The sequence below is a fragment of the Pseudomonas sp. BN411 genome (genome assembly GCF_029871235.1).
GTDB lineage: Bacteria > Pseudomonadota > Gammaproteobacteria > Pseudomonadales > Pseudomonadaceae > Metapseudomonas.
The window spans coordinates 24,105-49,562 of record NZ_SSOM01000079.1; the positions used below are offsets into that span (position 1 = coordinate 24,105).

Here is a 25,458-nt window from a genome sequence, read left to right on the forward strand (position 1 = left end):
TTCGCCCCTACAGTAAAAGTGCCAGCCAAAACGGTCTCAACCCGTAGGGTGGGCTTCAGCCCACCATCGCAGGTCAGCGTGGGCTAAAGCCCACCCTACGGGGCGCTCTTCACAGGCAGGGAATCCCGGGTATGCACGGCGCCGCCGGCGCGAGTCACCCCTCGCCCTCTGGGAGAGGGGCCGGGGGTGAGGGGATTACCGGCAGCTCGGACCATTAGGGCAGACCTTCGGTCTGCTTGGCGATTGAAATCGCCCCTACATGAATCCCCCCGCGACAAGCATCTCAGCCCTGCCGCGCATAACTCACCGTCAGCATTTCCCACTGATGCCCATCCGGCTCGTTCCAGTAAACGATGGAGCCGCCGTGTTCCCTGTCGACCTGATGGTCGACTGGCCCATGAACGGCGCTGCGGTAGTCGATGCCCGCCGCGCGGATGCGCCCCAGGATCGCCTCGAATTCCTCCGGACTCACCCGGAAGCAGAAGTGAATCAGCGGAAACGGCTCGCCCCACTGGTCAAAATCCAGGGTCAGCCCGTCGTTCACATACACTGGCGCGAACGGCCCGATGCCGATCTCCGACCAGGGCACGTCGAGCAGTTCGGCCAGGAGTTTCGCCGAGCGCAGCTTGTCCCGCGCCGGCACCATCAGGTGATCGAGTTGAATGGCCATGGCAACCTCCTTGCAGGTTTGCGCCTTCCATCCCCGAACTAACTGCAGCGCAGAACCGCTACCCCTGCCAGCCGGCCTGACGAGGGGGCAGTGCTGTTCGCCGACCCGCTTGAGCAGCTTCTTGAAACGCTCGGACACCATGCCCGGTCTGCCGCCGAACAGCGCGACCAGGGCGCATCCCTACGACGTGTTCCTGGGCTTGGGCGCCGCCTTGTTCCAGCGCCGCTCGATGGCGCCGCTCGACGCGGCCTTCAGCAGTCGCTTGAAGGTCGGGCATTCCGAATGGCTCGGCGCAGGGCAGGCTGCGGCATGACGCAGGCCGTCGCTCATGGCTTTCAAGCGCTTGACCAGCGCATCGATTTCATCGGCCTTGGCCGCGAGCAATTCACGGTCGATGTCCGGTTCGCCGTTGGGCGAGAACATCGAGCGGATCTCATCCAGCGACAACCCCGCAGCCTGGCCGAGGGAGATCAGCGCCAACTGATCGAGGATGCCGGGCGCGAACCAGCGCCGCATCCCTTGCTGGCTGAGGGATGTGATCAGCCCTTTCTTCTCGTAATAACGCAACGTCGATGACGGCAGACCCGTGCGTCGGGCGACCTCGGCAATGTCCATCTGTGATCCCTTGACTTGAAGTTGACTTCAACTTCTAGAGTGGCCCCGACACCTCCCATCGTCAACGCACAAGGGGCTCACATGAACGACATCATCACGGTGATCTGCATCGGCATCGGCGCCACCGCCGTCATGGATATCTGGCTGGTCTTCCTCAAGCGAATGGGCGTCCAGACGCTCAATTTCGCCTTCATCGGCCGCTGGATTGGCCACCTGCTGCGTGGCCGCTTCAGTCACGACGCAATCGCCAAGGCGGAACCTGTCCCGGGTGAAACGGCATTGGGCTGGATCACCCATTACGCCATCGGCGTTGCCTTCGCGGCCCTGCTGGTGGGGCTTATCGGCGTCGACTGGACCGCCAGTCCGACGCTGCTGCCCGCACTGCTGGTGGGCATGGGCACGGTCGTCGCGCCGCTGCTGGTGATGCAGCCAGCGATGGGGGCGGGCTTCTTCGCCAGCAAAACGCCTACGCCGCTGAAGAACTGCCTGCGCAGCCTGACCAACCACAGCGTCTTCGGCCTGGGACTGTTCCTGGCCGCTGCCCTGCTGGGCTGGGTCACCCGCTGAATCCGGCTCCTTCATCACTCCAAATGGGATCACTCACCATGAAAAAGCTCGCCGTCATCTACCACAGCGCCTTTGGCCACACCGAACACATCGCCCGGCAGATCTGCGAAGGCGCCCAGGGCGTCGCCAATACGGAAGTCCACCTGCTCAAGGCGGAAGACATTGCCGGCGATCCCGGCCAACTGCTGGCGTTCGATGGCTTCGTCCTGGGCTCACCGACCTATTTCGGCGGTGTTTCCGGGGTCTTCAAGTCCTTCATGGACGCCACCGGGCCGATCTGGCGTAGCCAGCAGCTGAAGGGACGCCTGGCGGCGGGCTTTACCGTGTCGTCACTGGCGGCGGGGGACAAGCAGTCGACCCTGATGGCGCTGTTCGTGTTCTGCATGCAGCACGGCATGCTCTGGGTGGGTAACCCCATCCTGCCGGAGCAGCATGCCGGCGTGCCCATTGAAGAAGCCGCCAACCGGTTGGGTTCATGGTCCGGACTGATGGCCCAGTCCAGCCATTCGGCTCCCGCCGACCATTTCGTCCCGGGGGATGTGAAGACCGCGCGAATGTTCGGCTGGAATTTCTCCAAGACCCTGCACCGGCTCGCCGGTGCCTGAGACGGAGGTGCCCACATGATTCCCCGCCGTTTCGCCCCGTTGCTGTTCGGCCTGATCCTCTCCGGGCTCATGTCCCTGCTCGTATCCGGTATCTCCACCTGGCGCGCCGCCGGCCCGGTGGTGGACTTTCCCAGCCTCTGGCTCGGCGCCTGGCTCATGGCCTGGCTGGTGGCCTTTCCGGTGGTGCTGCTGGTATCGCCGGTGGCGCGGCGGCTGGTGGAGGGGCTAGTGGGAAAGGAGTGACACCTACGACTCTCAGCCTGCTAGTCAGACGGTGAGACTTTCACCCGGATTTCACCCGGGCTACGAAATTGGCTCGACCCCGATGGTGGATGAAAAGGGCGTCATCCACCCTACACGCCGTGACGGAGCAGTCGTCGTCAGTTCAACCGATAACGCGCCAGCTCATCCTTCGTCAGCACCCGCATGCGCGTCGGCTCGATGCCGTTCATGTCATCCAGCAGACTCAGGGGGACGTTCATGTCCTTGAGGTAGGCGGTGGGGCTGTAGCCGCTGCCGACGGCGGCGAGGGCGGAGTCGCCATGGGGGAAGTACGGGCGGTGCAGGCCCACGTAGCCGCGCACGGTCTTGTTGCGACCGGCGGCCAGCAGGTAGACGCAGCTGCCCTGGCACACGCCTTCGGAGGGCACCATCACGTCGAAGCCGGTTTCCCGCAGCAGGCGGCCCATGCGGATGGCCTCGGTGACGCTGCCGCCGATGTTGTCCAGCAGGGCCAGTTTGCGGTCGAACTTGCCGGGGTTGGCACGCAGGCCTTTCATCAAGACTTCGTAATCGCCGGGGGCGATGTCTTCGGAAATCTGCACGGCGAGAATCCGGCCCGCCTTGGTGTGCTGCACGGGTTGGACTTCCACCTTGGCGAAGGTGGCCGCCGAGCAGAGGGTGGCGAGGCAGAAGACGGCAGCCTGGATTGCGGTACGGCTCATGGAGCAGGCTCTTTCTGGGGAACTGTTGGATGGTCGGAGAAGATACCGAAAAAAGGTGCCAAGTCTCCATATGACCTGAAAAGAGGCTTTCGTCGGATGGCCAAACCCGGAGGGTGAGCGGAAATTGCGGGAATATTTGCGAGCTATTATCATTCGCGCCTTTCGATTCCTGATCCTTCCTTCCTCCCCTCAGATGCCTCAGCGCAATCACGGCTTCTTCGAGCACTATGAAGAACTCATCGGCACGTGGACGCGCCGGCTGAGGAACCGCCATCGCGCCGAGGATCTGGCCCACGACGCCTTCGTTCGGGTCCTGGAAGCCGACCAGGACAACGTCCAGCAACCGCGCGCCTACCTGCACCAGACCACGCGGAACATAGCCGTCGACCACTTCCGCCGCGAGGAGCGTCGTGCCCAGATCGAGCTGGACATGGCCGAGTCGGGGGAGGAGTCGACGAATGACCCCGAGTTCTACATGCATGCCGTCCAGTTGGCCGACTCGATCGAGAAGGCCCTGGCGGAGCTGCCGGTGAACTGCCGCCAGGTGTTCATCTGGCAGAAGCTGGAAGGGCAGAGCCAGGCGGAGATCGCCGAGCGCCTGGGGTTATCCAAGAACATGGTGGAGCGGTATATGATCCGCACCCTCCGTCACCTGCGTGAGCGCCTGGACCTGAGCGCCACATGAGCCGACAGAGCACGACAGGGCACCAAGACCCGAGATATGGACAACGACCGCAGCCTGATTCCCGCCACCTGGATGGCCAACCGATGACGAATGCCGACTGCCGCGCGCGAGACGAAGCCGCCTACTGGTTCAGCCGCAATCGTGACCCCGAGCAGGGCGACGAGGATCGTCGCGCTTTTGAAGCCTGGCTGGCGGCGGATGCGTCGCACCGGACCGAGTACCAACTGCTCGAACGCCTCTGGAGCGCCGCCGACCTGATTCCCGAGCAGCGCCTGCGTGAGCTGTGCAACGCCGAGGTCCGGCCCTTGCCGGTGCCGTCGCGCCGTCGCTTCCTGCAGGGTGCGCTGGCGGCTGCGGCCAGCGTGGTGCTGGCGGGTGGTGCGACCTATCTGTTCGATCCCTTCTCACTGCGCGGCGAAAGCTACGTGACGGCGCTCGGCGAACGTCGCCAGGTCACCCTGGCCGATGGCTCGACCCTCGATCTCAATGGCCGTACCCGTGTCACGGTCATCTATTCCGCCAACCGCCGCCTGGTACGGCTGGAGACCGGGGAAGCGCTGTTCAGCGTGACGCCGGACAAGACCCGCCCCTTTGTCGTGGAAGCCGGCGCCGGTCGCGTGACCGTCACCGGCACCCGCTTCAACGTGCGCCACGGCGAACAGGACGTGCGCGTGGCGGTGGAATCGGGACGGGTGCTGGTGGCAGGCGGGCAGGGCGCGGAGGCCAGCCGACCGCTGGTGGCCGGTGACGGCATTCGCATCGCGGCCGATGGCGCCGTCGGTCCGGTGCAGCGCATCGACATCGCCGCCATCACGGCCTGGCGACAGGGCAAGCTGATCTTCAATGACGTGCCCCTGGCCGAGGTGGCCGAAGAAGTGTCCCGCTACCGCGACAAACCCCTGCACGTTGCCCCGGAAGTGGCGGGCTTGCGCTTCTCCAGCGTGTCCCGTGCCGATGACACCAACGCCCTGTTGGTGGCCTTGCCGCGCATCCTGCCGGTGAAGGTCAGAACCCTTTCTGACGGCTCAAACGAAATTATTCCGTTTTAGATTCAGGTTTTTTCCAGCTCGTTCGTCTTCCTGTCCGACTCTTCACGCCCAGCGCATGGCTGGGGGCATTCTTTCAGGACCGAACGAACGTGAACAACGAAGTACAGCAACAAGCGGCATCCGCAGTTTCCTCCCGCAAGACCCAGCCCTGGCTGCCCCTGAGCCTGGCCGTTGCCCTGGCGGTGGCCAGCCTCGGTGCCGAGGCTTCCGAGCGCAAGGACGTGCACATTCCGGCGCAGTCCCTTGCCAGCGCCCTTGGCCAACTGGGCCAGCAGACCTCGCTGCAACTCTTCTTCAGCCCTGACCTGGTGGCCGGCAAGCAGGCCCCGGCGGTGGACGGCAACCTGCTGCCGGAAGAAGTCCTCTCCACGCTGCTGCAGGGCAGCGGCCTGACCTTCGACCTGGCGGACGGCACCGCCATCCTGCGTCGTGTTTCCAGCGATGAGGGCGCATCCGCCATGGAGCTGCCGGCGTCCAGCATCACCGTGGTCGGCGACTGGCTGGGTACCGCCGAAGACGCCGTGGTGCAGAACCATCCCGGCGCTCGTACCGTGGTGCGCCGTGAAGCCATGATCGAGAAGGGCACGATGAACGTACGCGATGCCCTGCGTGGTGTGCCCGGCGTGCAGGTGCAGGAATCCAACGGCACCGGCGGCAGCGACATCGCCCTGAACTTCGGCGTGCGCGGCCTGACCTCGCGCCTCTCGCCCCGTTCCACCGTGCTGATCGACGGCGTGCCCGCCGCCTTCGCTCCCTACGGCCAGCCGCAGCTGTCCATGGCGCCTATCTCCGTCGGCAACCTCGACAGCATTGACGTCGTACGCGGTGCCGGCTCCGTGCGCTACGGCCCGCAGAACGTCGGCGGCGTGATCAACTTCGTGACCCGCGCCATCCCGGAGAAATTCTCCGGTGATGTTTCCACCACCCTGGAAGACACCGCCCACGGTGGCTGGAAGTACCTGAACAGCGCGTTCCTGGGCGGCACCGCGGATAACGGCATCGGCGCGGCGCTGCTCTATTCGGGCGTCAACGGCGACGGCTACCGCGATGGCAACAACAACAACGACATCGACGACGTGATGCTCAAGACCCACTGGGCGCCCACCGAGCAGGACGACCTGTCGCTGAACTTCCACTACTACGACGCCACCGCCGATATGCCGGGTGGCCTCACCCAGGCGCAGTACGACGACAATCCCTTCCAGTCCGACCGCGACTGGGACAACTTCAGCGGCCGCCGCAAGGACGTTTCGTTGAAATACCTGCGCCAGGTGGACGACGTGACCCAGGTGGAAGTGCTGACCTATTACAGCGACAGCTTCCGGGGCAGCAACATCGCCAGCCGCGACCAGAAGGTCCTCAACTCCTACCCGCGCAGTTACTACACCTACGGCTTCGAGCCGCGCGTTTCGCGCATTTTCTTCGCCGGCGAGAGCACCCATGAAGTGGGTGTCGGCTACCGCTACCTGAAGGAGGCGATGCACGAGCAAAGCAGCGGCGTGGCACTGGTGGGCAACGTACCGAGCCCCGACAACAAACCCGCGACGGACGGCCACGTCTTCCAGGACCGTACGGGAGGTACCGAGGCCAATGCGTTCTACATCGACGACAAGATCGACGTGGGCAAATGGACCGTCACCCCGGGCGTTCGCTTCGAGAGCATCAACACCGACTGGCATGAGCGCCCGGTGATCGGCAGCAACGGCAAGCCGGTGCAGGAGAAGAACCGCAGCAAGGACTACAACGAGCCGCTCCCGGCCCTCAGCGTGATGTACCACCTCTCCGATTCCTGGAAGCTGTTCGCCAACTACGAAACCTCGTTCGGCAGCCTGCAGTACTTCCAGCTTGGCCAGGGCGGCGTCGGCGACAGCACGGCCAACGGCCTGGAGCCGGAGAAGGCCAAGACCTACGAGCTGGGCACGCGCTACAACAGCCAGACCTGGGGCGGCGAAGCGACGCTGTTCTACATCGACTTCGACCACGAGCTGCAATTCATCAGCAACGATGTGGGCTGGACCAACCTGGGCGCCACCAAGCACCAGGGCGTGGAGCTGTCCGGCTACTACAACCTGGACGAACTGCTCTCCGGCCTGAGCGTGACCGGCACCTACACCTTCACCCGCGCGACCTATGAAGGCGACATCCCGGGCTTCAAGACCCGCGACCTGCCGTTCTACTCGCGCCAGGTGGCCAACGTCGGGCTGCGCTACCAGGTGGACCGCTGGACCTACAACTTCGACGGCTACGCCCAGTCCGGCCAGCGCGCACCGGGTACCGGCATCGACAAGAACGGCAACTTCACCGGTGATTACATCACCGAGCCGACCGCTGACGGCCAGTTCGGCGACATTCCCGGCTACGTGACCTGGCATGTGCGCGGTGCCTATGACTTCGGCGAGCAGCTGTCCAACCTGAAGGTGGGCGTGGGCGTGAAGAACATCTTCGACAAGCAGTACTTCACCCGCTCCAGTGACAACAACGCGGGCATCTACGTGGGCCAGCCGCGCACCTGGTACATCCAGGCCAGCGTAGGCTTCTGATGCGCGGAGCCTGCGGTCCGCTTGCCCCTACAGGATTGTGCAGCGGCTGAACGCCGGCACGGACCGCCCCCTCTCCCTCTGGGAGAGGGTTGGGGTGAGGGTGGTTGGGTTGTGCTGGGGGTCCCTAGGGCGAACCTGCGGTCCGCTTGGCGATTGAAATCGCCCCCACAGGGTTGTGGCAGGGCTGGACGTCGGCACGGACCGCCCCCTCTCCCTCTGGGAGAGGGTTGGGGTGAGGGCAGTTGGGCTGTGCTGGGGGTCCCCAGGCGAACCTGCGGCCCGCTTGGCGATTGAAATCGCCCCCACAGGGTTGTGCAGGGCTGGACGTCGGCACGGACAGCCCCCTCTCCCGCTTGCGGGAGAGGGTTGGGGTGAGGGCGGTTGGGTTGTTCTGGGGGGGCCTAGGGCGAACCTGCGGTTCGCTTGGCGATTGAAATCGCCCCCACAGGGTTGTGCAGGTCTGGACGTCGGCACGGACAGCACCCTCTCCCGCTTGCGGGAGAGGGTTGGGGTGAGGGTGGTTGGGCTGTGCTGGGAGTCCCTTGGGCGAACCTGCGGTCCGCTTGGCGAATGAATTCGCCCCCACAGGGTTGCGGCAGGGCTGATTGGCGGCACGGACCGCCCCCTCTCCCGCTTGCGGGAGAGGGCTGGGGTGAGGGCGGTTGAGCTGTGCTGGGAGTCCCCTGGCGAATCAATTCGCCCGTGCAGGGTTGGCAGGGGGGAGGGCAGATCACTCCCAATCATCCGGCTTCTTGTCCTTGCTCGGCGCCTTGTCGCTGATGCGTTTCACGTCCGCCACCGGCACTTGCTCCGGCGGTTGGCTGGGCCCCGGCGGCCTGGGGGCGGGGGTGCGGACGTTGGGATCTGAGTTCATGGCGGGCCCTCCGGCTGTGACCTTATCCAAGCCCAGCACAGCAGCGCGCGCGACGCCTTGGCCGTCGGTCGCTTTCGGTCCCGGCCGCCTGGCTGATGGTGTTTGCTAGGCTCAGTCCACTCGGCAATCGAGAGGCACGGCCATGAGCAGCAACGTAGACCTGAACCAGCGCCCTCCGTACGATCCGGTGATCCAGGCCATCGCCGACTATGTGCTCGGCGATCGCACGACTTCCACTGAGGCGCTGGATACCGCGCGCAATTGCCTGATGGACAGTCTCGGCTGCGCAATGCTGGCCCTGCGCTTCCCCGAATGCACCAAACTGCTCGGCCCGCTGGTGGACGGCACCCTGGTGCCCCAGGGCTCGCGGGTGCCGGGTACGTCTTACCGGATGGACCCGGTGAAGGCCGCCTGGGACCTGGGCGCGATGATCCGCTGGCTGGACTTCAACGACACCTGGCTGGCCGCCGAATGGGCGCACCCCTCCGATAACTTGGGGGGCATCCTCGCTGTGGCCGACCACCTTTCCCAGCGCCGCCTGGCCCGAGGCGAGGCACCGCTGACCATGCGCCTGGTGCTGGAGGCCATGATCAAGGCCCACGAGATACAGGGCGTGATGGCCCTGGAGAACTCCTTCAACCGCGTCGGCCTGGACCACGTGGTGCTGGTCAAGCTGGCGTCCACCGCCGTGTGCGCCTGGTTGCTGGGGGCGAGCCGCGACCAGTTGCTCTCGGCCATCTCCCACGCCCTGGTAGATGGCCAGGCCCTGCGCACCTATCGCCACGCGCCCAATGCCGGTTCGCGCAAGTCCTGGGCGGCGGGGGATGCCACCAGTCGCGGCGTGCGCCTGGCAGAGATCGCCCTGCGCGGCGAGATGGGCGTTCCCGGCGTGCTGAGTGCGCCCCAGTGGGGGTTCTACGACGTGCTGTTCAGCCACACCAACAAGGATCTGGCGACCAAGGCGCCAGAGCAGGTGCATTTCCGTCTGCCCCAGGAGTTCGGCAGCTATGTGATGGAAAACATCCTGTTCAAGGTCAGCTTCCCCGCGGAGTTCCATGGCCAGACGGCCTGCGAGGCGGCAGTGCGCCTGCATCCGCTGGTGCGCAACCGCATTACCGAAATCGATCGCATCGTCATCACCACCCAGGAATCGGCCATCCGCATCATTGCCAAGGAGGGGCTGCTGGCCAACGCCGCCGACCGCGACCACTGCCTCCAGTACATGACGGCAGTGGCCCTGGCCTTCGGCGACCTGCAGGCCGAGCATTACGAGGACGGCTTCCACCAGTCACATCCGATCATCGACCGCCTGCGAGAACGCATGGAGGTGGTGGAGGACCCGCGCTACAGCCGCGAATACCTGGAACCTGACAAACGCTCCATCGCCAATGCCGTGCAGGTGTTCTACAAGGACGGCCGGAGTACCGAGAAAGTGGAAGTGGAATACCCCATCGGCCACCGGCGCCGGCGCGCCGAAGGCATGCCGCTGCTGGAAGAGAAGTTCAGGACCAGCCTGGCGACCCGTTTCGCGCCGCAGCGCTGCGCGCAGATCCTCGCCCTGTGCAAGGACCAGGCGGCCCTGGAGGCAACGCCGGTGGACCGGTTCGTGGAGTTGTTCGTGCTCTGAAGCGGGGCCGGCATGGCCGGCCCCAGCGTGATCAGTCGCGGTAGTGGTCCCGCGTGCGGCAGACCTTTTCCTTGTCGAAGACCTCGCGAGAGGCATCGATGCGTATGCGACAAGGGCCGTCGCGGTAGTCGCGGTGCCAGTCGCCCCGGCGCCACGTCTTGCCGCGCCCATTGGGGCAGCGGACGACTTTGCGGTAGTAGCCGTAATCGGTGATTTCCTTCACCCGGCAAGGGCCGTCGCGATACTGCTCGACCCTGGCATCGTCCCTGTCCCACCTGTGCTCGGCGTGTGCGCTCTGCACGATGCCGGCAAGGACTGCAACCAGAAGAAACACACCCACTGACGGGCCTGTTTTCATTTCACTACCTCGATTCCGATACGGCTGGGGTTGGCCGGCGCCACACGCGTTTACGCGGTGCTCGTCCTGGCGACTGATCAGACAGCGCGACGGACGTTTTTGCTCAGAAGTGCAGTACGTCCGATCGAGGGGCGGTGGGGTGGGGTGGTCCCTATACTCAAGGAACCCCGGCCGAAAGGCCCCGGGGGTGGAAGAAGCCCTATGAACGCTGCAGAAAGTTCTCCCGGAGTCCGGGAAGAACAGCTGCTTGGCTGGCTTGGGGAGGTACCGGTCCGGCTCCTGTTCATAATGCTCGTCTCCCTCGCGTTGACGCTGGGCGGCTGTGCTTCGAAGCCGGCGCCTCCCGTGGCACCCGTCGTTGTCTCGCAGAGCACCTGGCAGCAGGTGGACCGGGATATCGCCGCCGCCTCCCTGGCCGCCACCGGCCAGGCCAGGACCTACGCCCAGGACTCCATGGAACGCTGGATGGATCTGGTCTACCAGCGCACCGAAAGTGAATTCATTCCCTGGTTCTCCAGCTTCTGGACCCGCAAGTGGTTGAGCATGAAGGTGGGTTGGTACCGCCTGAGTTCCGACGGCAAGCGCGAGGAAACCGTGAATCGGCTGGCCACTTACCTGCAGGAAGAATATGACGACCAGGTGCTCAAGCCGGTTTCCCGACAGCTCGATCCGGACGACATCATGGAGCAGGCCACCCGGACTTATATCCAGCAGCTGGATGAGCGCCTGCAGGTGATCCCTCAGCGTTTCGGCGTGCCCAGCGACCAGTTCGCCCAGCATTTGCAGAAGATTCCGGCCATCGAGCTACCGCCGCCGGGGCAGAGGGCCTCGCTGTTCCAGGTTCTCAAGGCCGAGCCGCTGGAAGAGTTGCCGGCCTACGCATCGCTCATGGACCGGATACGTAATGCACCGGGCGGCGCTGGCGCCTGGGCCACGGACGACGGGCTGTCCACCATCACTCGCGAGACCAGCGATCAACTGGAAACGGAACTGGCCACCAGCGGTGCCGCCAGTGTCGTCACCAGCTTCATGGGGCGCGTGGCTGGGCCGGTGCTGTCCCTCGGCTTCACCGGTATCAGCGCCATGCTCCACGAGGAGGGGCGGCATGACCGTGAGGCGACCTTGCGCAAGAGCCTCAACCAGGCCTTCGACGAAGAGTGGCTGGAGCTGATGCGCAATCCGGAGACGGGTGTGATGGCCGGTGTGATCCATCTGTCCGGAACGGTCGAGGGCAGCCTGAGGCGGACGGAGACCCTGCCGATCCAGTTCGAGCCCCTGCCTCGTGTGGTGCCCTTGCCCGACGACTAGCCGAACAGCGCCGCCGCGCTCGCCAATCGACGCCGGATCGGCGCTGCGGATGCTGCCCGTCGTACCCCCTTCTAACATCGAACTCCACGGGGATTTCCTCGACGCGGTGGAGGCTTTCCTGCTGCGCCATTAAGCGGCAAAACGGCTGGCCGGCGCGCCGTTGGGGCGCCCGGCCAGGGGGCTGTCATGAAATGAGAAGTTGCTGTCGTGCGATGTGAAGCACCCGAAAAGGGGGATGCCTAGAGTCCAATCCATGGGTCCGTGACCCGACTACAAGAATCCAGATTGGAGACAGGCATGGCCAAAGCTGTTCGCTTTTATGAAGCCGGGGGACCGGAAGTACTTCGCTATGAAGAGGTCGAGGTTGGTGATCCGGGACCCGGTGAGGTGCGTGTTCGTCACGTCGCCGTAGGTCTCAACTACGCCGATACCTACTTCCGCAACGGTACCTATCCGATCCCGCTGCCCAATGGCATCGGCGTCGAGGCCTCCGGCGTCGTAGTGGCAGTGGGCGAGGGCGTGAACAACGTCGCCCTGGGCGACCGCGTGACCTACACCGGCTTCCTCAACACCCTCGGCGCCTACAGCACCGAGCGCCTGGTGCCCGCTGCGCCGCTGATCAAGCTGCCCGGCACCATCTCCTTCGAGACCGCTGCGGCCATGACCATGCGCGGCCTCACCTCCGCCTACCTGATGCGCCGCATCTATGACTTCAAGGAAGGCGACAGCATCCTCCTGCACGCTGCCGCTGGCGGCGTCGGCCTGATCGTTTCGCAGTGGGCCAAGCTGCTCGGCCTGAACGTGATCGGCACCGTGTCCACCGAAGGCAAGGCCGAAGTCGCCCGTGCCCACGGCTGTGACCACGTCATCAACTACAGCGAAGAAGACATCGCCAAGCGCGTGCGCGAGCTGACCGGCGGTCGCGGCGTCGACGTGGTGTTCGACAGCGTCGGCAAGAACACCTTCATGGCTTCCCTGGACTCGCTCAAGCGTCGTGGCCTGATGGTCTGCGTCGGCACCGCGTCCGGCCCGATCCCAGCTTTCGATCCGGTACTGCTGGCGATGAAGGGCTCGCTGTTCATCACCCGTCCGGCCCTGGCCGACTACATCGCCGATCCGGCGGAGAAGGCGGATCTGGTGGGCGAACTGTTCGACCACGTCGGCAACGGCCGCATTCGCATCGACATCAACCAGCACTACGCGCTGGAAGATGCCGTTCAGGCTCACCGCGACCTGGAATCGCGCAAGACCACTGGTTCGTCCATCTTCGTCATCTGAGGCGCTGGTCATGAATGTAGAGCAACTCACTTGCGCCATCGGCGCCGAAATCAGCGGTGTGAACCTGGGCGATGCCGCCCGGGACGAGGGCCTGTTCGCCGAGATCAAGGCGCTGCTGCTCAAGCACAAGGTGCTGTTCCTGCGTGACCAGAAGATCAGCCGTGCCGAGCACGTGGCCTTCGCCCGCCGCTTTGGCGAGCTGGAAGACCACCCGGTGGCCGGCAGTGACCCGGAGCATCCGGGCCTGGTGCGCATCTACAAGGACCCGGACCAGCCCAACGACCGCTACGAGAACGCCTGGCACACCGACGCCACCTGGCGCGATGCACCGCCCATGGGTTGCGTGCTGCGCTGCGTGGAGTGCCCGCCAGTGGGCGGCGACACCATGTGGGCGAACATGGCGCTGGCCTACGAGAAGCTGCCGCAAGACGTGAAAGAGCGCATCGAGGGCCTGCGTGCCCGCCACAGCATCGAGGCGAGCTTCGGCGCGGCCATGCCCGTCGAGAAACGCCTGGCGCTCAAGGCCATGTATCCGGACGCCGAGCATCCGGTGGTGCGCACCCACCCGGAAACCGGCGAGAAGATCCTCTTCGTCAACGCCTTTGCCACCCACTTCACCAACTTCCATACCCCCGAGCACGTGCGCTACGGCCAGGACTACAGCATGGGCGGCAGTGACCTGCTGCGCTATCTGGTCAGCCAGGCGTACATCCCGGAGTACCAGGTGCGCTGGCGCTGGAAGAAGAACAGCGTGGCGATCTGGGACAACCGCTCCACCCAGCACTACGCCGTCATGGATTACCCGCCCTGCGTCCGCAAGATGGAACGCGCCGGGATCATCGGTGACAAGACGTTCTGACCACCTGCCCGCCCGGCCAGGTGATACCCGGCCGGGACCTCTGAACAAGAACTTAAACAGGAGATCCCCATGCAATTCCTCGACGATTCCTTGCACCCGGAAAACATGGAAAAGGTGGTCATCACCGTGGCGCCCTATGGCCCCGAGTGGATGCCGGCTGACTTCCCGGAAGACATTCCGGTGACCATGGACGAGCAGGTCCAGAAGGCTGTTGATTGCTATGAAGCAGGCGCCACTGTCCTGCACCTGCACGTGCGTGAACTGGATGGCACCGGCTCCAAGCGCCTGTCCAAGTTCAACGAGCTGATCGCCGGCGTGCGTGAAGCCGTACCGGACATGATCATCCAGGTGGGCGGCTCCATTTCCTTCGCTCCCGAGAGCGAAGGCGAGGCGGCCAAGTGGCTGTCCGACGACACCCGCCACATGCTGGCCGAGCTGACTCCGAAGCCCGACCAGGTCACCGTGGCCATCAACACCACCCAGATGAACATCATGGAACTCCTCTATCCGGAGTACCTGAAGGGCACCTCCCTGGAAAACCCGGTCTACCAGGCTGCCTACAGCGAGATGACCGTGCCGGCCGGCCCGGCCTGGGTCGAGGAACACCTCAAGCGCCTGATGGCCAACGGCATCCAGCCGCACTTCCAGCTCACCGGTATCCATGCCCTGGAAACCCTTGAGCGTCTGGTGCGCAAGGGCGTCTACAAAGGCCCGCTGAACCTGACCTGGATCGGCATCGGCGGCGGCTTCGACGGCCCCAATCCGTTCAACTTCTTCAACTTCATCCATCGTGCGCCGAACGGCGGCACCCTCACTGCCGAGTCCCTGCTGAAGAACGTTCTGCCGTTCAACACCATGGCACTCGCCATGGGCCTGCACCCGCGCGTCGGCATCGAGGACACCATCATCGACCAGCACGGCAAGCGCTTCACCTCCGTGCAGCAGATCCAGCAGACCGTGCGCATCGCCCACGAGCTGGGCCGCGAAATCGCCAGTGGCAAGGAAGCACGCGAGATCTACAAGATCGGCGTGGAGTACAAGGACGTGGAAGAGACCCTGCGCATGAACGGCATGGCGCCGAACCGCCTGCCGGGTCAGAAGCACGTTCCGATGCGTACCTGACCAGCGTAGCCAGAAGGGCCGGCCCATAAGGTCGGCCCCGGCGGGGTGCTAACCGCATACCCGCCAGCTAGCGTGACAAAAACAACTACACGCACAGATTCAAGGTAACCGCGATGGCCTTTCATTCCGCTGCCACCGCCGATTTCGACCAATCGGCCGTGAACGTCCCCCGCACCTACGCCTGGGTGGTATTCGCCCTGACGTTCGGTCTGCTGATCTCCGACTACATGTCGCGGCAGGTCCTCAACGCGGTATTCCCGCTGCTCAAGTCCGAATGGACGCTCTCCGACTCCCAGCTTGGCCTGCTCAGCGGCATCGTTGCCCTGATGGTGGGGCTGCTGACCTTCCCGTTGTCGCTGCTGGCAGACCGCTGGGGCCGAGTGAAGAGCCTGGTACTGATGGCCATGCTCTGGAGCCTGGCAACCCTGGGCTGCGGTCTGGCGAAAAACTACGAGCACATGTTCGTCGCGCGCTTCCTGGTGGGTGTGGGTGAAGCAGCCTATGGCAGCGTCGGCATCGCCGTGGTGCTGTCGGTATTCCCTCGCGAAATGCGCGCCACCATCACTGGCGCCTTCATGGCCGGTGGCATGTTCGGCTCGGTACTGGGCATGGCCCTGGGCGGCGTCCTGGCGCAACACCTGGGTTGGCGCTGGTCCTTCGCTGGCATGGCGATCTTCGGCCTGGTGCTGGCGCTGGTCTATCCGCTGGTCGTCAAGCAGTCGCGCATCGGTAGTCCGCTGCCGGCGCGCAGCGCGACGGACGAATCCCCCTGCCGCCGCCCGCTGAAAACCCTGTTCGCCAGCCGCTCGGTGATCTGCGCCTACGTCGGCAGCGGCCTGCAGCTGTTCGTTGGTGCAGCGGTGATGGTGTGGTTCCCCAGCTACCTGAATCGTTACTACCACATGGGCACCGACCAGGCTGGCGCTGTCTCGGCCATCATCGTGCTCACCGGCGGTGCCGGCATGATCCTCTGCGGCATGCTCAGCGACCGCATGTGCCGCAATTCCCCGGACCGCAAGATCGCCCTGGCCATCGCCTACTGCCTGATCAGCTGCGTGCTCCTTTCCCTGGCATTCCGCATGGCGCCAGGCGTGCCGCAGCTGGTGGTCATCGCCATGGCCATGCTGGTGGCGACCGGCACCTCCGGCCCGGCCGGCGCCATGGTCGCCAACCTGACCCACTACTCGATCCACGGTACTGCCTTTGCCACCCTGACCCTGGCCAACAACCTGCTTGGCCTGGCGCCCGGACCCTATGTCACTGGCGTGCTGGCCGATCTCTTCGGCCTGGATCGTGCCTTCCAGTTGATTCCGTTGATCAGCGTCGCCGCGGCCCTGGTGTTCTGGTACGGCAAGCGCCACTACCAGAAGGACATCCAGAAGCTCTCGCCGCTGATGGCAAGTGAGGAACGTTAATGAAACCGCTGTTGGTCGAAATGACTTTCGACTTCATCTGTCCCTGGTGCCTGATCGGCAAACGCAACCTGGAGAAGGCCGTGCGCACACTCGCGCAGAGTCGCCCGGATGTGCAGGTGCAAACGCGCTGGCGCGGCGTGCAGCTGCTGCCCCATCTGCCGGCGCAAGGCGTGCCCTTCATGGAGTTCTACGTGCAGCGTCTCGGTAGCGAAGCCGCGGTACGTGCCCGCCAGGAGCAGGTGCAGGATGCCGCCTACCACGCCGACGTGGATGTGGACCTGCGCCGTATCGAAGTCATGCCCAATACCGCTAATGCCCATCGCCTCCTGGCTCTGGCCAAGGAGCAGGGCAGTGAGCGGCAGGTGGAAACCCTGCTGGAGCGCCTGTTCGCCGGCTACTTCCAGTCCGGCGAAGACCTGGGCAACAGCGAGCTGCTGCTGAGCGTGGCCAGGCAGTGTGGTTTCGACCCGCGTCGCCTGGAAGCCGCGCTGTTCGACGACGGTCGCCCCTATGTCGGTAGCGAGGCCGTCCCGGCTACCCAGGCAGTGCCGTCTTTTGCGATCGACCAGCGCCTGTCGCTGGCCGGCGCTCAACCGCCGTGGCTGATGCTGGCCCAGTTGCAACGTGCCCTGGAGCTGCGTGCTGCGGCGGAGGTCTGCACCGCATGACCCGGTTGGTGGAGGTTCCGGCAGCGCAGGTGCCGCCCGTGGGCGGGCGCAGCCTGTTCCGCCATGAAGAAAAGTCGCTGGTGCTGTTCAACCAGAACGGCGAGCTCTACGCCATCGACGAAGGCTGCCCGCACAACGGCGCGTCGCTGTTCAGTGGCCGCCTGGACGGGCGCCTGCTGCATTGCCCGGCCCACGGCCTGCGCTTCGATCTCGCCAGCGGCTGCGTGGCCGGCGTGAAAGGCTTTGGTGTCGCCACCTACGCGGTGGAGCTGCAGCAGGGCCGTTGTTTCATCGATCTGTCGCGGCCGCGTCCGCAGGAATCACTCGTATGTCTGCAACAGCAATAACCGCGCTGGGATCGCGTACCCGGGTATTGATGCCAGGTGTGATCGTCAGCGCCGTGGTCGCCGCGGCGGCCACCTTTCTTTCCGAGCACTACGGTGCTCCGGTGATGCTCTTCGCCCTTCTGCTGGGCCTTGCAGTGAACTTCCTGGCGACCGACGGTGCGTGCAAGCCCGGTATCGAGTTCACCGCCCGCGAAGTATTGCGGGTTGGCGTGGCACTGTTGGGCATTCGCATCACCCTGGAACAGATCGCGTCGCTCGGCTGGCAGCCAGTCGCCATGGTGGTGGCACTGGTGGTGGTTACCATCCTTGTGTCAGTCGCAGTGGCGCGTCTGCTTGGCTTCAACAGCCTGTTCGGCCTGCTTACCGGTGGCGCCACGGCCATCTGTGGCGCTTCGGCGGCCCTGGCCCTGGCGGCGGCGCTGCCGAGCCATCCGCAGAAGGAACGCGCGACGCTGTTCACGGTGATCGGCGTATCGGCGCTGTCCACCCTGGCGATGATTCTCTACCCGATGATCGCCGAGGCCCTTGGGCTCTCGCCGTTGCATGCCGGGTTCTTCATCGGCGGCACCATCCACGACGTGGCCCAGGTGGTCGGCGCTGGCTACAGCATGGGTCACGAGACCGGCGACAGCGCCACCGTGGTCAAGCTGATGCGCGTGGCGATGCTGCTGCCGGTGATCGTCTGCGCCGCAATGATCACTCGCATGCGCGGCGCCGAGCCGGGCAGCAAGCGGCCGCCGCTGTTGCCCTGGTTCGCGGTGGGCTTCGTGATCCTGGCTGCGATCAACAGCACGGGTGTGATTCCGCCGGTGGTGCAAGAGGCCGGCAATGAACTGTCGCGCTGGTGCCTGGTAATCGCCATCAGCGCTCTGGGCATGAAAACCCAGCTCAAGGACCTGGCCTCGGTGGGTATCAAGCCCATCCTGCTGATGGTGGGGGAGACCGCCTTCCTCGCCGTCCTGGTACTGGCCATGCTGCATTGGGGGTTTTGAAACCCTACTCCTGCTCCCGTAAGGGGGTCATCGACGCCTGCCACAGCGGGCACTTTGCCGCGCGACGAAGCCTCCTGGGACGGGTTTCGTAGCGCGGTTTTTTTTGCCTTCGTTTTTTGTGGGAGCGAATTCGTTCGCGAAACGGACCACCGGACCCATGCGGACCGGGCTGATGGGTATCGCAAGCTCAACCCATCCTACGGTGCTCTTTCGGGGTGGAAGCCGCAGGCTTCTCGTAGGTTGGTCTGAGCGCAGCGAAGCCCAACATTCGTGCCATCAGCGAACCCGAATGGTGGATCGGTGAAGCGTGATCCACCCTACGAGAGCACGGCGCTCATGGTTTCGTAGGGAGGATGTCGCCCTTCACATCCACCATCCAATGCCGGCCGGCGCCGCTTACTCCTCCGCCTTCACCTGATGATCGCGACGCCAGGCCGCCGGAGCGGTGCCGAACTGGGTGGTGAACCAGCGGGTGAAGGAGCTGGGTACCGAATAGCCCAGCAGGTCGGCGATGCGGGAGAGGGAATAGCGGGGATTCTCCATGTAGCGCAGGACCAGGTCGCGGCGCACCTCGTTGATCAGGTCGGAGAAGGTCAATTCGCTTTCTTCCAGGCGCCGCTGCAGGGTGCGCACGTTCATCCCGAGGGACTGGGCGATCTGCTCAATGGTGGCGCGGCCCATGGGCAGCAGCAGGTAGATGGCCTTGCGCACGTCGTTCAGGGTCGACTGCTGGGCAGCGCCGGGCAGGGACTCCACCAGGCGCCGCGCATGTCGGGCCATGGCGGGGTCGGCCAGGGGGTTGGCCTTGTCCAGGTCGGCGGCCTGGCAAACGATGCCGTTGAATTCGCTACCGAATTCCACCTTGCAGCCGAACACCCGCCGATGCAGTTGCAGGTCGGGCGGCGCGTCGTGGGAGAAGTTCACAGCCAGCGGACGCCAGCCCGAGCCGAGGAGGGCGCTGCACATGCGGAACAGCACGCCGATGGCCAACTCGATGCCCTGGCGCACGGCCACCGGCGGGTCGGTGATGATCTCTTCCCGCAGCACCACCGTCTTGCCCACCTCGTCCACGAACAGCGCAAGGGATTCGTTGAGCAGGTGACGGTACTGGACGATGGTCTCCAGCGCGTCGCGCAGTGTCGGCTGGTGCGACAGCAGCAGGCTGATGGCGCCGAAGTCAGAAAGCTGGCGGGACTCGGCCATGCGCAGGCCGAAGGTGAGGCAGCCGCTGGCGCGGGCGGAGTCTTCCAGGAGAGTAGCGGCCGCCGAGGTGGGCAGGCGTTGGTCGGGGTTTTCTATCAGTGCCTGGCTGAGGCCAGCCTGGCGCAGCATCTGTTGCGGGTTGAGACCGAGGTGTTGGGCCACTTCCATGTAGTTGGTAAGGGCCGCCGCGCGAACCATTGGGGTCATGTTGATCGCCACGCTGTCGTTGTACCGGAGCTTGCCTGTAGGCATGCGCCGATTGTTCTTGTCAGATAAAGCGAAGTGAGTCTGTCGTCGCGGATAGTCTTTGAATTTGTCTTTCATGACAACGCCGGCATTTTTCCCTGTTCCGGCCAGATGGAAGTAAAGCCAATCCGTGGAATTTGGCCCAGGCCACGGACGGCGGGCATGGCCCTCGAACGAACCGTCAGGCGGGGCAAAATCGCGCTGTCATGAAATGCGAAGCACCTGACGTTCTATGCAAAGCGGCTACCCCCTTGCATCTCTACTGTTTGCATCACGAAGTTCCTTCCGCCGCGATGGCGATCCCATCAGACGCAACAGGTTAATGACGTGAACGACAACGATAAAAACAGCACAACCATCCTCATCGTCCCGGGCCTACGGGACCATGTGCCGGAGCACTGGCAGACCCTGTTGGCAGAACAACTGCCCAAGGTCCGCAGCGTACCGCCGCTGGAGCAGGACAAGCTGAGCCTGCCGGCACGGGTCGAGGCCATCCAGCGTGAGCTGGAGCAGATCGACGGCCCGGTGATCCTGGTGGCCCACAGCGCCGGCGCACTCATGGTGGTGCACTGGGCAGCCCGCTACAGCCGGCCGATCAAAGGCGCGCTGCTGGCGACCCCGCCGGATCTCGACGCCACCTGGCCCGAGAACTATCCGAGCCCGGCGTCCCTGCATGCCAATGGCTGGACCCCGTTGCCGCGCGAGCCGTTGCCGTTCCCAACCCTCGTTTGCGCCAGCGACGACGACCACCTCGCCAGTCTGGAAGCGGTACGCCGCATGGCCAGCGACTGGGAAAGCAGTCTCGTCGAACTGGGCGAAGTAGGGCACCTCAACCCGGCATCGGGTTACGGCGAATGGCCCTACGCTCATGAACTGATCCAGATGCTGGATCGCTGAAGCACAAATCAATCGAAGTCCGCCGGGGAGTCCGGCGAGATGGCACGCAGCCAAGCAACCGGCTGCGCGCTGAAAAGCAAGGAGCACGGAAAGGGTTGCGGTAGCCACTACAACAAGAAGCGGAGCCAACGCATGAACAACAAGAATAATCACAACCTCAACTTGCGCAGGTGCCTGCTCGCCTCGGCCATTGCTGCCGGATTGGGCGTGCCGGCCGTGGTGCAGGCCTTCGAGGTCAACACCGGGAATCCGGACTGGTCGGTTCGCTTCGACAATACCGTGAAGTACAACTACGGCGTTCGCACCGAGAGCGCGGACAAGCGCATGCTGGCCACGCCGAACAACAACGACGGCGACTACAACTTCCGTCGTTCCGGCACCAACATCACCAACCGCGTCGACCTGTTGACTGAGCTGGACGTGATCCACCAGGGCAACAAGGGCTTCCGCGTCAGTGCCGCCAGCTGGTACGACAAGGCCTACGACAACACCGGCTCCAACTCGAACCCGTTCGTCAACGGCAACGAGGCCTTCTCCCGCATTGCCGGCCAGCCCGGCACCAACAATGCGGTTCTGGGCAGTCCGCACCTTTCCAACTACGCCCAGCGCTATTACAGCGGCCCGTCCGGCGAAATCCTCGACGCCTTCGTGTTCTACAGCACTGAAGTTGGCGAAGAGTCGATGTTCAGCGTCAAGGCCGGCCAGCACAACGTGTACTGGGGCGAGACCATCCTGAACCCGGTGCATGGCATCAGCTACGGCCAGTCCGGCCTGGACCTGGCCAAGCTCGCCGCCGCGCCGGGCACCGAGGCCAAGGAACTGTTCGTTCCGCGTAACCAGGTTTCCGCGTCCTTCACCATCAACCCCGAGCTGACCGTTGCCGCCCAGTACTTCCTGGACTGGGACGAAGCACGCCTGCCCGAGGCCGGCACCTACTACGGCAGCTCCGACCTGGTGGGCACCGGCGCCCAGTCCTTCATCCTCGGCCACACCGGCGGTCCGGGCCTGGCGGGTCCGAACGGCACCCTCACCAGCATCGCCCGTGGCCACGACATCACCCCGGACAAGCGCGGTGACTGGGGCCTGATGCTGAAGTGGTCGCCGGAGTGGCTGGACGGCACCCTTGGCGCCTACTACCGCAATACTGCGGAAATCCTGCCGCAGGCGGTGCTCGATGGTACCGGGCTGACGGCGCGCGGCGCGGGCGGTCCCATCGCCAACGTGCGCAACTCCATCAGCACCACCAACTACAAGTTCGCCTATGGCGACGACATCGACATCTTCGGCCTGAGCCTGTCGAAGGACGTCGGTGGCGTCAGCGTGGCCAGTGACCTGAACGTCCGCCACAACATGCCCCTGGCGAGCATCCCGGCCATCGTCAGCGCCTCCGGCCGCGGCGGCCTGGCGGGGGGGCTCGGCCTGCTGCCGCCCCGCGTTCCGGGTACCGGCGTGGTCACCGATATTCCGAGCAGCGGCGACAGCATGAGCGCCACCGGCGACACGCTGCACTGGACCGTCAACGGCCTGATGACCATCGGCGACACGCCGCTGTTCGACTCGGCGTCTCTGCTGGGCGAGCTCTACTACAGCAACCTGCTGAAGCTCGATAGCAAGAACGAGGCCCTCTACAAGGGCAAGGACACCTACCGCGGCATCGACAAGCCGACCCGCGACAACTGGGGCGTCGCGGTGAACTTCACCCCCACCTGGTACCAGGTGTTCCCGGGCGTGGACCTGTCCACCCCGATGTCCGTCAACGTTGGTCTGGACGGCGTATCTCCGGTCCAAGGCGGCGGCGCCGAAGACACCGGCACCTACTCGGTCGGCATCGGCGCGGCCATCTACAACCAGTACTTCGTGGACCTGAAGTACGTGGACTCTTTCGGCGATGCCGATAAGTGTGAAAACGGAGCCACCGACGGCTCGACACCTAACGCATTGGACGCCACGCAGCGCTACACCTGCTTTGCCGGGGGTTACTCCTCCTTCTCCGGCGGCGGGGCTACCACGGAAGACCGTGGCGCGGTGTACCTGACTTTGAAGACCACCTTCTGACATTCCGCATAGCTCAAAAAATAGAGCAGGAGAACAACGAGATGAAATTCGTGAAAACTCTGATGGCGGCTTCCCTCGCGGTGGCCTTCGCTGGTTCCGTCCATGCCGCCGTTTCGCCCGCCGAAGCCGCAAAGCTGGGCAACAACCTGACCCTGGTAGGGGCCGAGAAAGCGGCCAGTGCCGATGGTTCGATTCCGGCCTATGACGGTGGCCTGACCACCGCTCCGGCTGGCTTCAAGGCCGGCGACAGCATGCGCCCCGATCCCTTCGCCAGCGAAAAGCCGGTGATGTCGATCGACGGCAAGAACGTCGACCAGTACAAGAACCTGCTCAGCGCCACTACCGTGGAACTGGCCAAGCGTTACCCGGACTTCCGCGTTGATGTCTACCCGACCCACCGTACCGTGGCCATGCCGCAGCCGGTGCTGGACAACGCGGTGAAGAACGCCACCGGCGCCAAGACCGCCAATGACGGCCTGGCTCTGGAAAACGTCCTGCCGGGCGTACCGTTCCCGATCCCGCAGTCGGGCGCCGAAGCCATGTGGAACCACCTGCTGCGTTACCAGGGTGTGACCATCAACTCCAAGTACGACTCCTGGAACGTTGACGCCGCGGGCGTGGCTACCCTGGCCACCACCGGCCAGGCCTTCATCAACTACCCGATCTACGAAGACCTGAACAAGCCCATCGCCAATACCGACGTGTATTACCAGATGAAGCTGTACTACTCGGGTCCGGCCCGCCGCGCCGGCGAGGCGATCATGCTCAAGGACGCCGCCAACGCCGTCGAGCAGCCGCGCCGCGCCTGGCAGTACCTGCCCGGCCAGCGCCGCGTGAAGCTCGCGCCGAGCCTGGCTTACGACACCCCGAACCCGGGTACCGCCGGTGCCGGCACCTACGATGACGTGTTCGTCTTCAACGGCGCCCTGGACCGCTATGACTGGAAACTGGTTGGCAAGCAGGAACTCATCGTTCCCTACAACACCTACAAGCTGACCTACGCCCAGGACCCGAAGGCCCTGACCACCGCCAACCACCTGGCACCCGACTACGTGCGCTGGGAGAAGCACCGCGTCTGGGTTGTGGAAGGCACGCTGAAGGCCGGCGCCCGTCACATCTACGCCAAGCGCCGCTTCTACCTGGATGAGGACAGCTGGGTCGCTCTGGCTTCCGACCAGTACGACGCCCGTGGGCAGATCTACCGTGGCTCCTTCGCCTTCCTCAGCCAGAGCTACGACAAGCAAGTACCGGACACCACCCCGTTCGTGATCTACGACCTGGTGGGTAACTCCTACAACATCAACGGCATCGTTGGCCCGTACGGCGGCATCCGTTATATCGACCCGCTGACCAAGGCTCAGTGGGCAGCAGAGTCCCTGGCTGGCGCCGGCATTCGCTAAGCCAGGTTGGTTGCCGCTCCCTTTGAGTGTGGGGGAGCGGCAACCGCTTTCTTTTTCAGAGGACAGTCCCGATGTTTTCTTTCAAGTTCATCGCCCTGGGCATGGCCCTCATGGCGGGTAATGCCCAAGCCGCGTCCCTGGTCGATGTGCTCGACCTGCCGGCACAGCGCAGCGAACTGGCGGTACGCAGCCCCCTGCTGGACCTGGCCCAGGCCGGTCAGCGGCTGGTTGCCGTAGGCCAGCGTGGCCATATCCTTTATTCCGACGATCAGGGCGGCACCTGGACCCAGGCCAGCGTTCCGGTCAGCTCCGATCTCAATGCCGTACAGTTCCCCACGGCCAGCGATGGCTGGGCGGTAGGGCACGACGGCGTCGTGCTGCACAGCCGTGACGGCGGCGCCAGCTGGGAGAAACAGCTCGATGGCCGCCAGCTCGGCCGCCTGATGCAGGACTACTACGCAACCCAGCCCGACGCCGCGCAATGGCTCGACGAAGGCAAGCGCATCGAAACCGAAGGCGCCGACAAGCCCTTTCTCGATGTCTGGTTCAGTGATGCGCAAAACGGCTTCGTGGTCGGCGCCTTCAACCTGATCTTCCGCACCCGCGACGGTGGCCAGAGCTGGCAGCCCTGGGCCGACCGCACCGACAACCCCTCCGGCTACCACCTCGCCGCCATTGCTGGCGATGGCAAGCAGGTATTCATCGCCGGGGAACAAGGCCTGCTGCTGCGCCTCGACGACAGCGGCGAGCGCTTCCAGGCCCTGACGTCGCCCTACCAGGGCAGCTTCTTCGGGCTCAGCGTCCAGCCTGACGTGGTCCTGGCCTACGGCCTGCGCGGCCACGCCTACCGTAGCGTCGATGGCGGTGCAAGCTGGAGCCAGGTCGAGACCGGGCTTAACGCCAGCATCACCGCGTCCGCTCGCGATGCGCGCGGCCAGATCTACCTGTTCGGCCAGACCGGCCAGGCCCTGGCCAGCACCGATCAGGGCAGCAGCTTCCATCACCTGGACATCGGCCAGCCGGTACCGGTCTACGGCGCCCTGGCGTCAACCGACAACGGCCTGCTGCTGGTGGGCGCGCGGGGCATTGCCCAGCGCACCGTGGCTACTGGAAAACAAGAATAAGAGCGAGGCG

Annotated in this window: 25 protein-coding genes; 19 read left to right on the forward strand and 6 right to left on the reverse strand. The window is 64.7% G+C overall.

Going from position 1 to position 25,458, the window contains the following annotated elements; translation table 11 throughout:
• Nucleotides 1-283: 283 nt before the first annotated feature.
• Nucleotides 284-670 carry a VOC family protein gene (locus E8F06_RS22600; RefSeq protein WP_280371228.1) on the reverse strand — a complete coding sequence of 129 codons (387 nt, stop codon included), beginning with the start codon at nt 668-670 and terminating at the stop codon, nt 284-286.
• 180 nt (nt 671-850) lie between these two features.
• On the reverse strand, nt 851-1,285 hold the full coding sequence (locus tag E8F06_RS22605; RefSeq protein WP_280371230.1) for a helix-turn-helix domain-containing protein: 435 nt from the start codon (nt 1,283-1,285) through the stop codon (nt 851-853).
• An 81-nt stretch (nt 1,286-1,366) separates the two neighbouring features.
• Here E8F06_RS22605 and E8F06_RS22610 point away from each other — a divergent pair, with 81 nt between their 5' ends.
• From E8F06_RS22610 to E8F06_RS22620, 3 genes are read left to right on the forward strand one after another with little or no spacing between them, the layout of a single operon-like run.
• On the forward strand, nt 1,367-1,852 hold the full coding sequence (locus tag E8F06_RS22610) for a DUF2938 domain-containing protein (protein ID WP_280371232.1): 486 nt from the start codon (nt 1,367-1,369) through the stop codon (nt 1,850-1,852).
• 38 nt (nt 1,853-1,890) lie between these two features.
• The gene (locus tag E8F06_RS22615; protein WP_280371234.1) at nt 1,891-2,457 is read left to right on the forward strand and encodes a flavodoxin family protein; all 567 of its coding nucleotides are present in this window, start codon (nt 1,891-1,893) and stop codon (nt 2,455-2,457) included.
• 15 nt (nt 2,458-2,472) lie between these two features.
• Nucleotides 2,473-2,700: a DUF2798 domain-containing protein gene (locus E8F06_RS22620; protein WP_280371236.1), complete on the forward strand. Its 228-nt coding sequence runs from the start codon at nt 2,473-2,475 to the stop codon at nt 2,698-2,700.
• A gap of 137 nt (nt 2,701-2,837) precedes the next feature.
• Here the strand turns inward: E8F06_RS22620 and E8F06_RS22625 are convergent, their stop codons facing one another.
• Complete coding sequence (locus E8F06_RS22625) at nt 2,838-3,401, reverse strand: hypothetical protein (protein WP_280371237.1); 564 nt, start codon at nt 3,399-3,401, stop codon at nt 2,838-2,840.
• 193 nt (nt 3,402-3,594) lie between these two features.
• Here E8F06_RS22625 and E8F06_RS22630 point away from each other — a divergent pair, with 193 nt between their 5' ends.
• The 3 genes from E8F06_RS22630 (at nt 3,595) to E8F06_RS22640 (ending at nt 7,675) form a co-directional block, all read left to right on the forward strand.
• The gene (locus E8F06_RS22630; RefSeq protein ID WP_280371238.1) at nt 3,595-4,086 is read left to right on the forward strand and encodes a sigma-70 family RNA polymerase sigma factor; all 492 of its coding nucleotides are present in this window, start codon (nt 3,595-3,597) and stop codon (nt 4,084-4,086) included.
• 83 nt (nt 4,087-4,169) lie between these two features.
• The gene (locus E8F06_RS22635; RefSeq protein WP_280371239.1) at nt 4,170-5,135 is read left to right on the forward strand and encodes a FecR family protein; all 966 of its coding nucleotides are present in this window, start codon (nt 4,170-4,172) and stop codon (nt 5,133-5,135) included.
• 89 nt (nt 5,136-5,224) lie between these two features.
• Nucleotides 5,225-7,675: a TonB-dependent siderophore receptor gene (locus tag E8F06_RS22640; protein ID WP_280371241.1), complete on the forward strand. Its 2,451-nt coding sequence runs from the start codon at nt 5,225-5,227 to the stop codon at nt 7,673-7,675.
• 730 nt (nt 7,676-8,405) lie between these two features.
• Here E8F06_RS22640 and E8F06_RS22645 read toward each other — a convergent pair.
• The gene (locus E8F06_RS22645; RefSeq protein ID WP_280371243.1) at nt 8,406-8,549 is read right to left on the reverse strand and encodes a hypothetical protein; all 144 of its coding nucleotides are present in this window, start codon (nt 8,547-8,549) and stop codon (nt 8,406-8,408) included.
• A 142-nt stretch (nt 8,550-8,691) separates the two neighbouring features.
• On the opposite strand from E8F06_RS22645, the gene prpD reads away from it, so the two are divergent.
• Nucleotides 8,692-10,176, forward strand: coding sequence for a 2-methylcitrate dehydratase (gene prpD / locus E8F06_RS22650; RefSeq protein ID WP_280371245.1), 1,485 nt, complete (start codon nt 8,692-8,694; stop codon nt 10,174-10,176).
• 31 nt (nt 10,177-10,207) lie between these two features.
• Here the strand turns inward: prpD and E8F06_RS22655 are convergent, their stop codons facing one another.
• Nucleotides 10,208-10,516 carry a hypothetical protein gene (locus E8F06_RS22655; RefSeq protein WP_280371247.1) on the reverse strand — a complete coding sequence of 103 codons (309 nt, stop codon included), beginning with the start codon at nt 10,514-10,516 and terminating at the stop codon, nt 10,208-10,210.
• 363 nt (nt 10,517-10,879) lie between these two features.
• Between E8F06_RS22655 and E8F06_RS22660 the strand changes: the two genes are divergently transcribed.
• The 8 genes from E8F06_RS22660 (at nt 10,880) to E8F06_RS22695 (ending at nt 18,523) form a co-directional block, all read left to right on the forward strand.
• The gene (locus tag E8F06_RS22660) at nt 10,880-11,842 is read left to right on the forward strand and encodes a hypothetical protein (RefSeq protein WP_280371248.1); all 963 of its coding nucleotides are present in this window, start codon (nt 10,880-10,882) and stop codon (nt 11,840-11,842) included.
• Nucleotides 11,843-12,139: 297 nt separating this feature from the next.
• Entirely contained in the window at nt 12,140-13,120 is a 981-nt protein-coding gene (locus E8F06_RS22665; protein ID WP_280371250.1) for a quinone oxidoreductase, read from the forward strand.
• A gap of 10 nt (nt 13,121-13,130) precedes the next feature.
• Entirely contained in the window at nt 13,131-13,979 is an 849-nt protein-coding gene (locus tag E8F06_RS22670; protein ID WP_280371252.1) for a TauD/TfdA family dioxygenase, read from the forward strand.
• Between the two features lie 69 nt (nt 13,980-14,048).
• On the forward strand, nt 14,049-15,101 hold the full coding sequence (locus E8F06_RS22675) for a 3-keto-5-aminohexanoate cleavage protein (RefSeq protein ID WP_280371254.1): 1,053 nt from the start codon (nt 14,049-14,051) through the stop codon (nt 15,099-15,101).
• A gap of 113 nt (nt 15,102-15,214) precedes the next feature.
• Complete coding sequence (locus E8F06_RS22680) at nt 15,215-16,516, forward strand: MFS transporter (RefSeq protein ID WP_280371256.1); 1,302 nt, start codon at nt 15,215-15,217, stop codon at nt 16,514-16,516.
• Nucleotides 16,516-17,184 carry a DsbA family oxidoreductase gene (locus tag E8F06_RS22685; RefSeq protein WP_280371258.1) on the forward strand — a complete coding sequence of 223 codons (669 nt, stop codon included), beginning with the start codon at nt 16,516-16,518 and terminating at the stop codon, nt 17,182-17,184. Before E8F06_RS22680 ends, E8F06_RS22685 begins: the two co-directional genes overlap by 1 nt.
• The gene (locus E8F06_RS22690) at nt 17,181-17,531 is read left to right on the forward strand and encodes a Rieske 2Fe-2S domain-containing protein (protein ID WP_190833953.1); all 351 of its coding nucleotides are present in this window, start codon (nt 17,181-17,183) and stop codon (nt 17,529-17,531) included. The genes E8F06_RS22685 and E8F06_RS22690 overlap by 4 nt, the downstream gene beginning before the upstream one ends.
• Nucleotides 17,513-18,523 carry a putative sulfate exporter family transporter gene (locus E8F06_RS22695; protein ID WP_280371260.1) on the forward strand — a complete coding sequence of 337 codons (1,011 nt, stop codon included), beginning with the start codon at nt 17,513-17,515 and terminating at the stop codon, nt 18,521-18,523. The genes E8F06_RS22690 and E8F06_RS22695 overlap by 19 nt, the downstream gene beginning before the upstream one ends.
• A 396-nt stretch (nt 18,524-18,919) precedes the next feature.
• On the opposite strand, the gene E8F06_RS22700 is transcribed toward E8F06_RS22695, so the two are convergent.
• Nucleotides 18,920-19,924 (reverse strand): AraC family transcriptional regulator, encoded by a 1,005-nt coding sequence (locus tag E8F06_RS22700; RefSeq protein WP_280371362.1) that lies wholly within the window; start codon nt 19,922-19,924, stop codon nt 18,920-18,922.
• A 375-nt stretch (nt 19,925-20,299) separates the two neighbouring features.
• Between E8F06_RS22700 and E8F06_RS22705 the strand changes: the two genes are divergently transcribed.
• The 4 genes from E8F06_RS22705 (at nt 20,300) to E8F06_RS22720 (ending at nt 25,448) form a co-directional block, all read left to right on the forward strand.
• Nucleotides 20,300-20,869, forward strand: coding sequence for an alpha/beta hydrolase (locus tag E8F06_RS22705; protein ID WP_280371262.1), 570 nt, complete (start codon nt 20,300-20,302; stop codon nt 20,867-20,869).
• 132 nt (nt 20,870-21,001) lie between these two features.
• The gene (locus E8F06_RS22710) at nt 21,002-22,924 is read left to right on the forward strand and encodes a DUF1302 domain-containing protein (RefSeq protein ID WP_280371263.1); all 1,923 of its coding nucleotides are present in this window, start codon (nt 21,002-21,004) and stop codon (nt 22,922-22,924) included.
• 41 nt (nt 22,925-22,965) lie between these two features.
• Complete coding sequence (locus E8F06_RS22715; RefSeq protein ID WP_280371266.1) at nt 22,966-24,324, forward strand: DUF1329 domain-containing protein; 1,359 nt, start codon at nt 22,966-22,968, stop codon at nt 24,322-24,324.
• Nucleotides 24,325-24,395: 71 nt separating this feature from the next.
• The gene (locus E8F06_RS22720) at nt 24,396-25,448 is read left to right on the forward strand and encodes a YCF48-related protein (RefSeq protein WP_280371268.1); all 1,053 of its coding nucleotides are present in this window, start codon (nt 24,396-24,398) and stop codon (nt 25,446-25,448) included.
• Nucleotides 25,449-25,458: the final 10 nt, after the last annotated feature.

Coding starts and splice junctions, on each gene's coding strand:
- E8F06_RS22600 (WP_280371228.1), bottom strand. CDS start 670: ATGGCCATTCAACTCGATCACCTGATGGTGCCGGCGCGGGACAAGCTG.
- E8F06_RS22605 (WP_280371230.1), bottom strand. CDS start 1,285: ATGGACATTGCCGAGGTCGCCCGACGCACGGGTCTGCCGTCATCGACG.
- E8F06_RS22610 (WP_280371232.1), top strand. CDS start 1,367: ATGAACGACATCATCACGGTGATCTGCATCGGCATCGGCGCCACCGCC.
- E8F06_RS22615 (WP_280371234.1), top strand. CDS start 1,891: ATGAAAAAGCTCGCCGTCATCTACCACAGCGCCTTTGGCCACACCGAA.
- E8F06_RS22620 (WP_280371236.1), top strand. CDS start 2,473: ATGATTCCCCGCCGTTTCGCCCCGTTGCTGTTCGGCCTGATCCTCTCC.
- E8F06_RS22625 (WP_280371237.1), bottom strand. CDS start 3,401: ATGAGCCGTACCGCAATCCAGGCTGCCGTCTTCTGCCTCGCCACCCTC.
- E8F06_RS22630 (WP_280371238.1), top strand. CDS start 3,595: ATGCCTCAGCGCAATCACGGCTTCTTCGAGCACTATGAAGAACTCATC.
- E8F06_RS22635 (WP_280371239.1), top strand. CDS start 4,170: ATGACGAATGCCGACTGCCGCGCGCGAGACGAAGCCGCCTACTGGTTC.
- E8F06_RS22645 (WP_280371243.1), bottom strand. CDS start 8,549: ATGAACTCAGATCCCAACGTCCGCACCCCCGCCCCCAGGCCGCCGGGG.
- prpD (WP_280371245.1), top strand. CDS start 8,692: ATGAGCAGCAACGTAGACCTGAACCAGCGCCCTCCGTACGATCCGGTG.
- E8F06_RS22665 (WP_280371250.1), top strand. CDS start 12,140: ATGGCCAAAGCTGTTCGCTTTTATGAAGCCGGGGGACCGGAAGTACTT.
- E8F06_RS22670 (WP_280371252.1), top strand. CDS start 13,131: ATGAATGTAGAGCAACTCACTTGCGCCATCGGCGCCGAAATCAGCGGT.
- E8F06_RS22675 (WP_280371254.1), top strand. CDS start 14,049: ATGCAATTCCTCGACGATTCCTTGCACCCGGAAAACATGGAAAAGGTG.
- E8F06_RS22680 (WP_280371256.1), top strand. CDS start 15,215: ATGGCCTTTCATTCCGCTGCCACCGCCGATTTCGACCAATCGGCCGTG.
- E8F06_RS22685 (WP_280371258.1), top strand. CDS start 16,516: ATGAAACCGCTGTTGGTCGAAATGACTTTCGACTTCATCTGTCCCTGG.
- E8F06_RS22690 (WP_190833953.1), top strand. CDS start 17,181: ATGACCCGGTTGGTGGAGGTTCCGGCAGCGCAGGTGCCGCCCGTGGGC.
- E8F06_RS22695 (WP_280371260.1), top strand. CDS start 17,513: ATGTCTGCAACAGCAATAACCGCGCTGGGATCGCGTACCCGGGTATTG.
- E8F06_RS22700 (WP_280371362.1), bottom strand. CDS start 19,924: ATGGTTCGCGCGGCGGCCCTTACCAACTACATGGAAGTGGCCCAACAC.
- E8F06_RS22710 (WP_280371263.1), top strand. CDS start 21,002: ATGAACAACAAGAATAATCACAACCTCAACTTGCGCAGGTGCCTGCTC.
- E8F06_RS22715 (WP_280371266.1), top strand. CDS start 22,966: ATGAAATTCGTGAAAACTCTGATGGCGGCTTCCCTCGCGGTGGCCTTC.
- E8F06_RS22720 (WP_280371268.1), top strand. CDS start 24,396: ATGTTTTCTTTCAAGTTCATCGCCCTGGGCATGGCCCTCATGGCGGGT.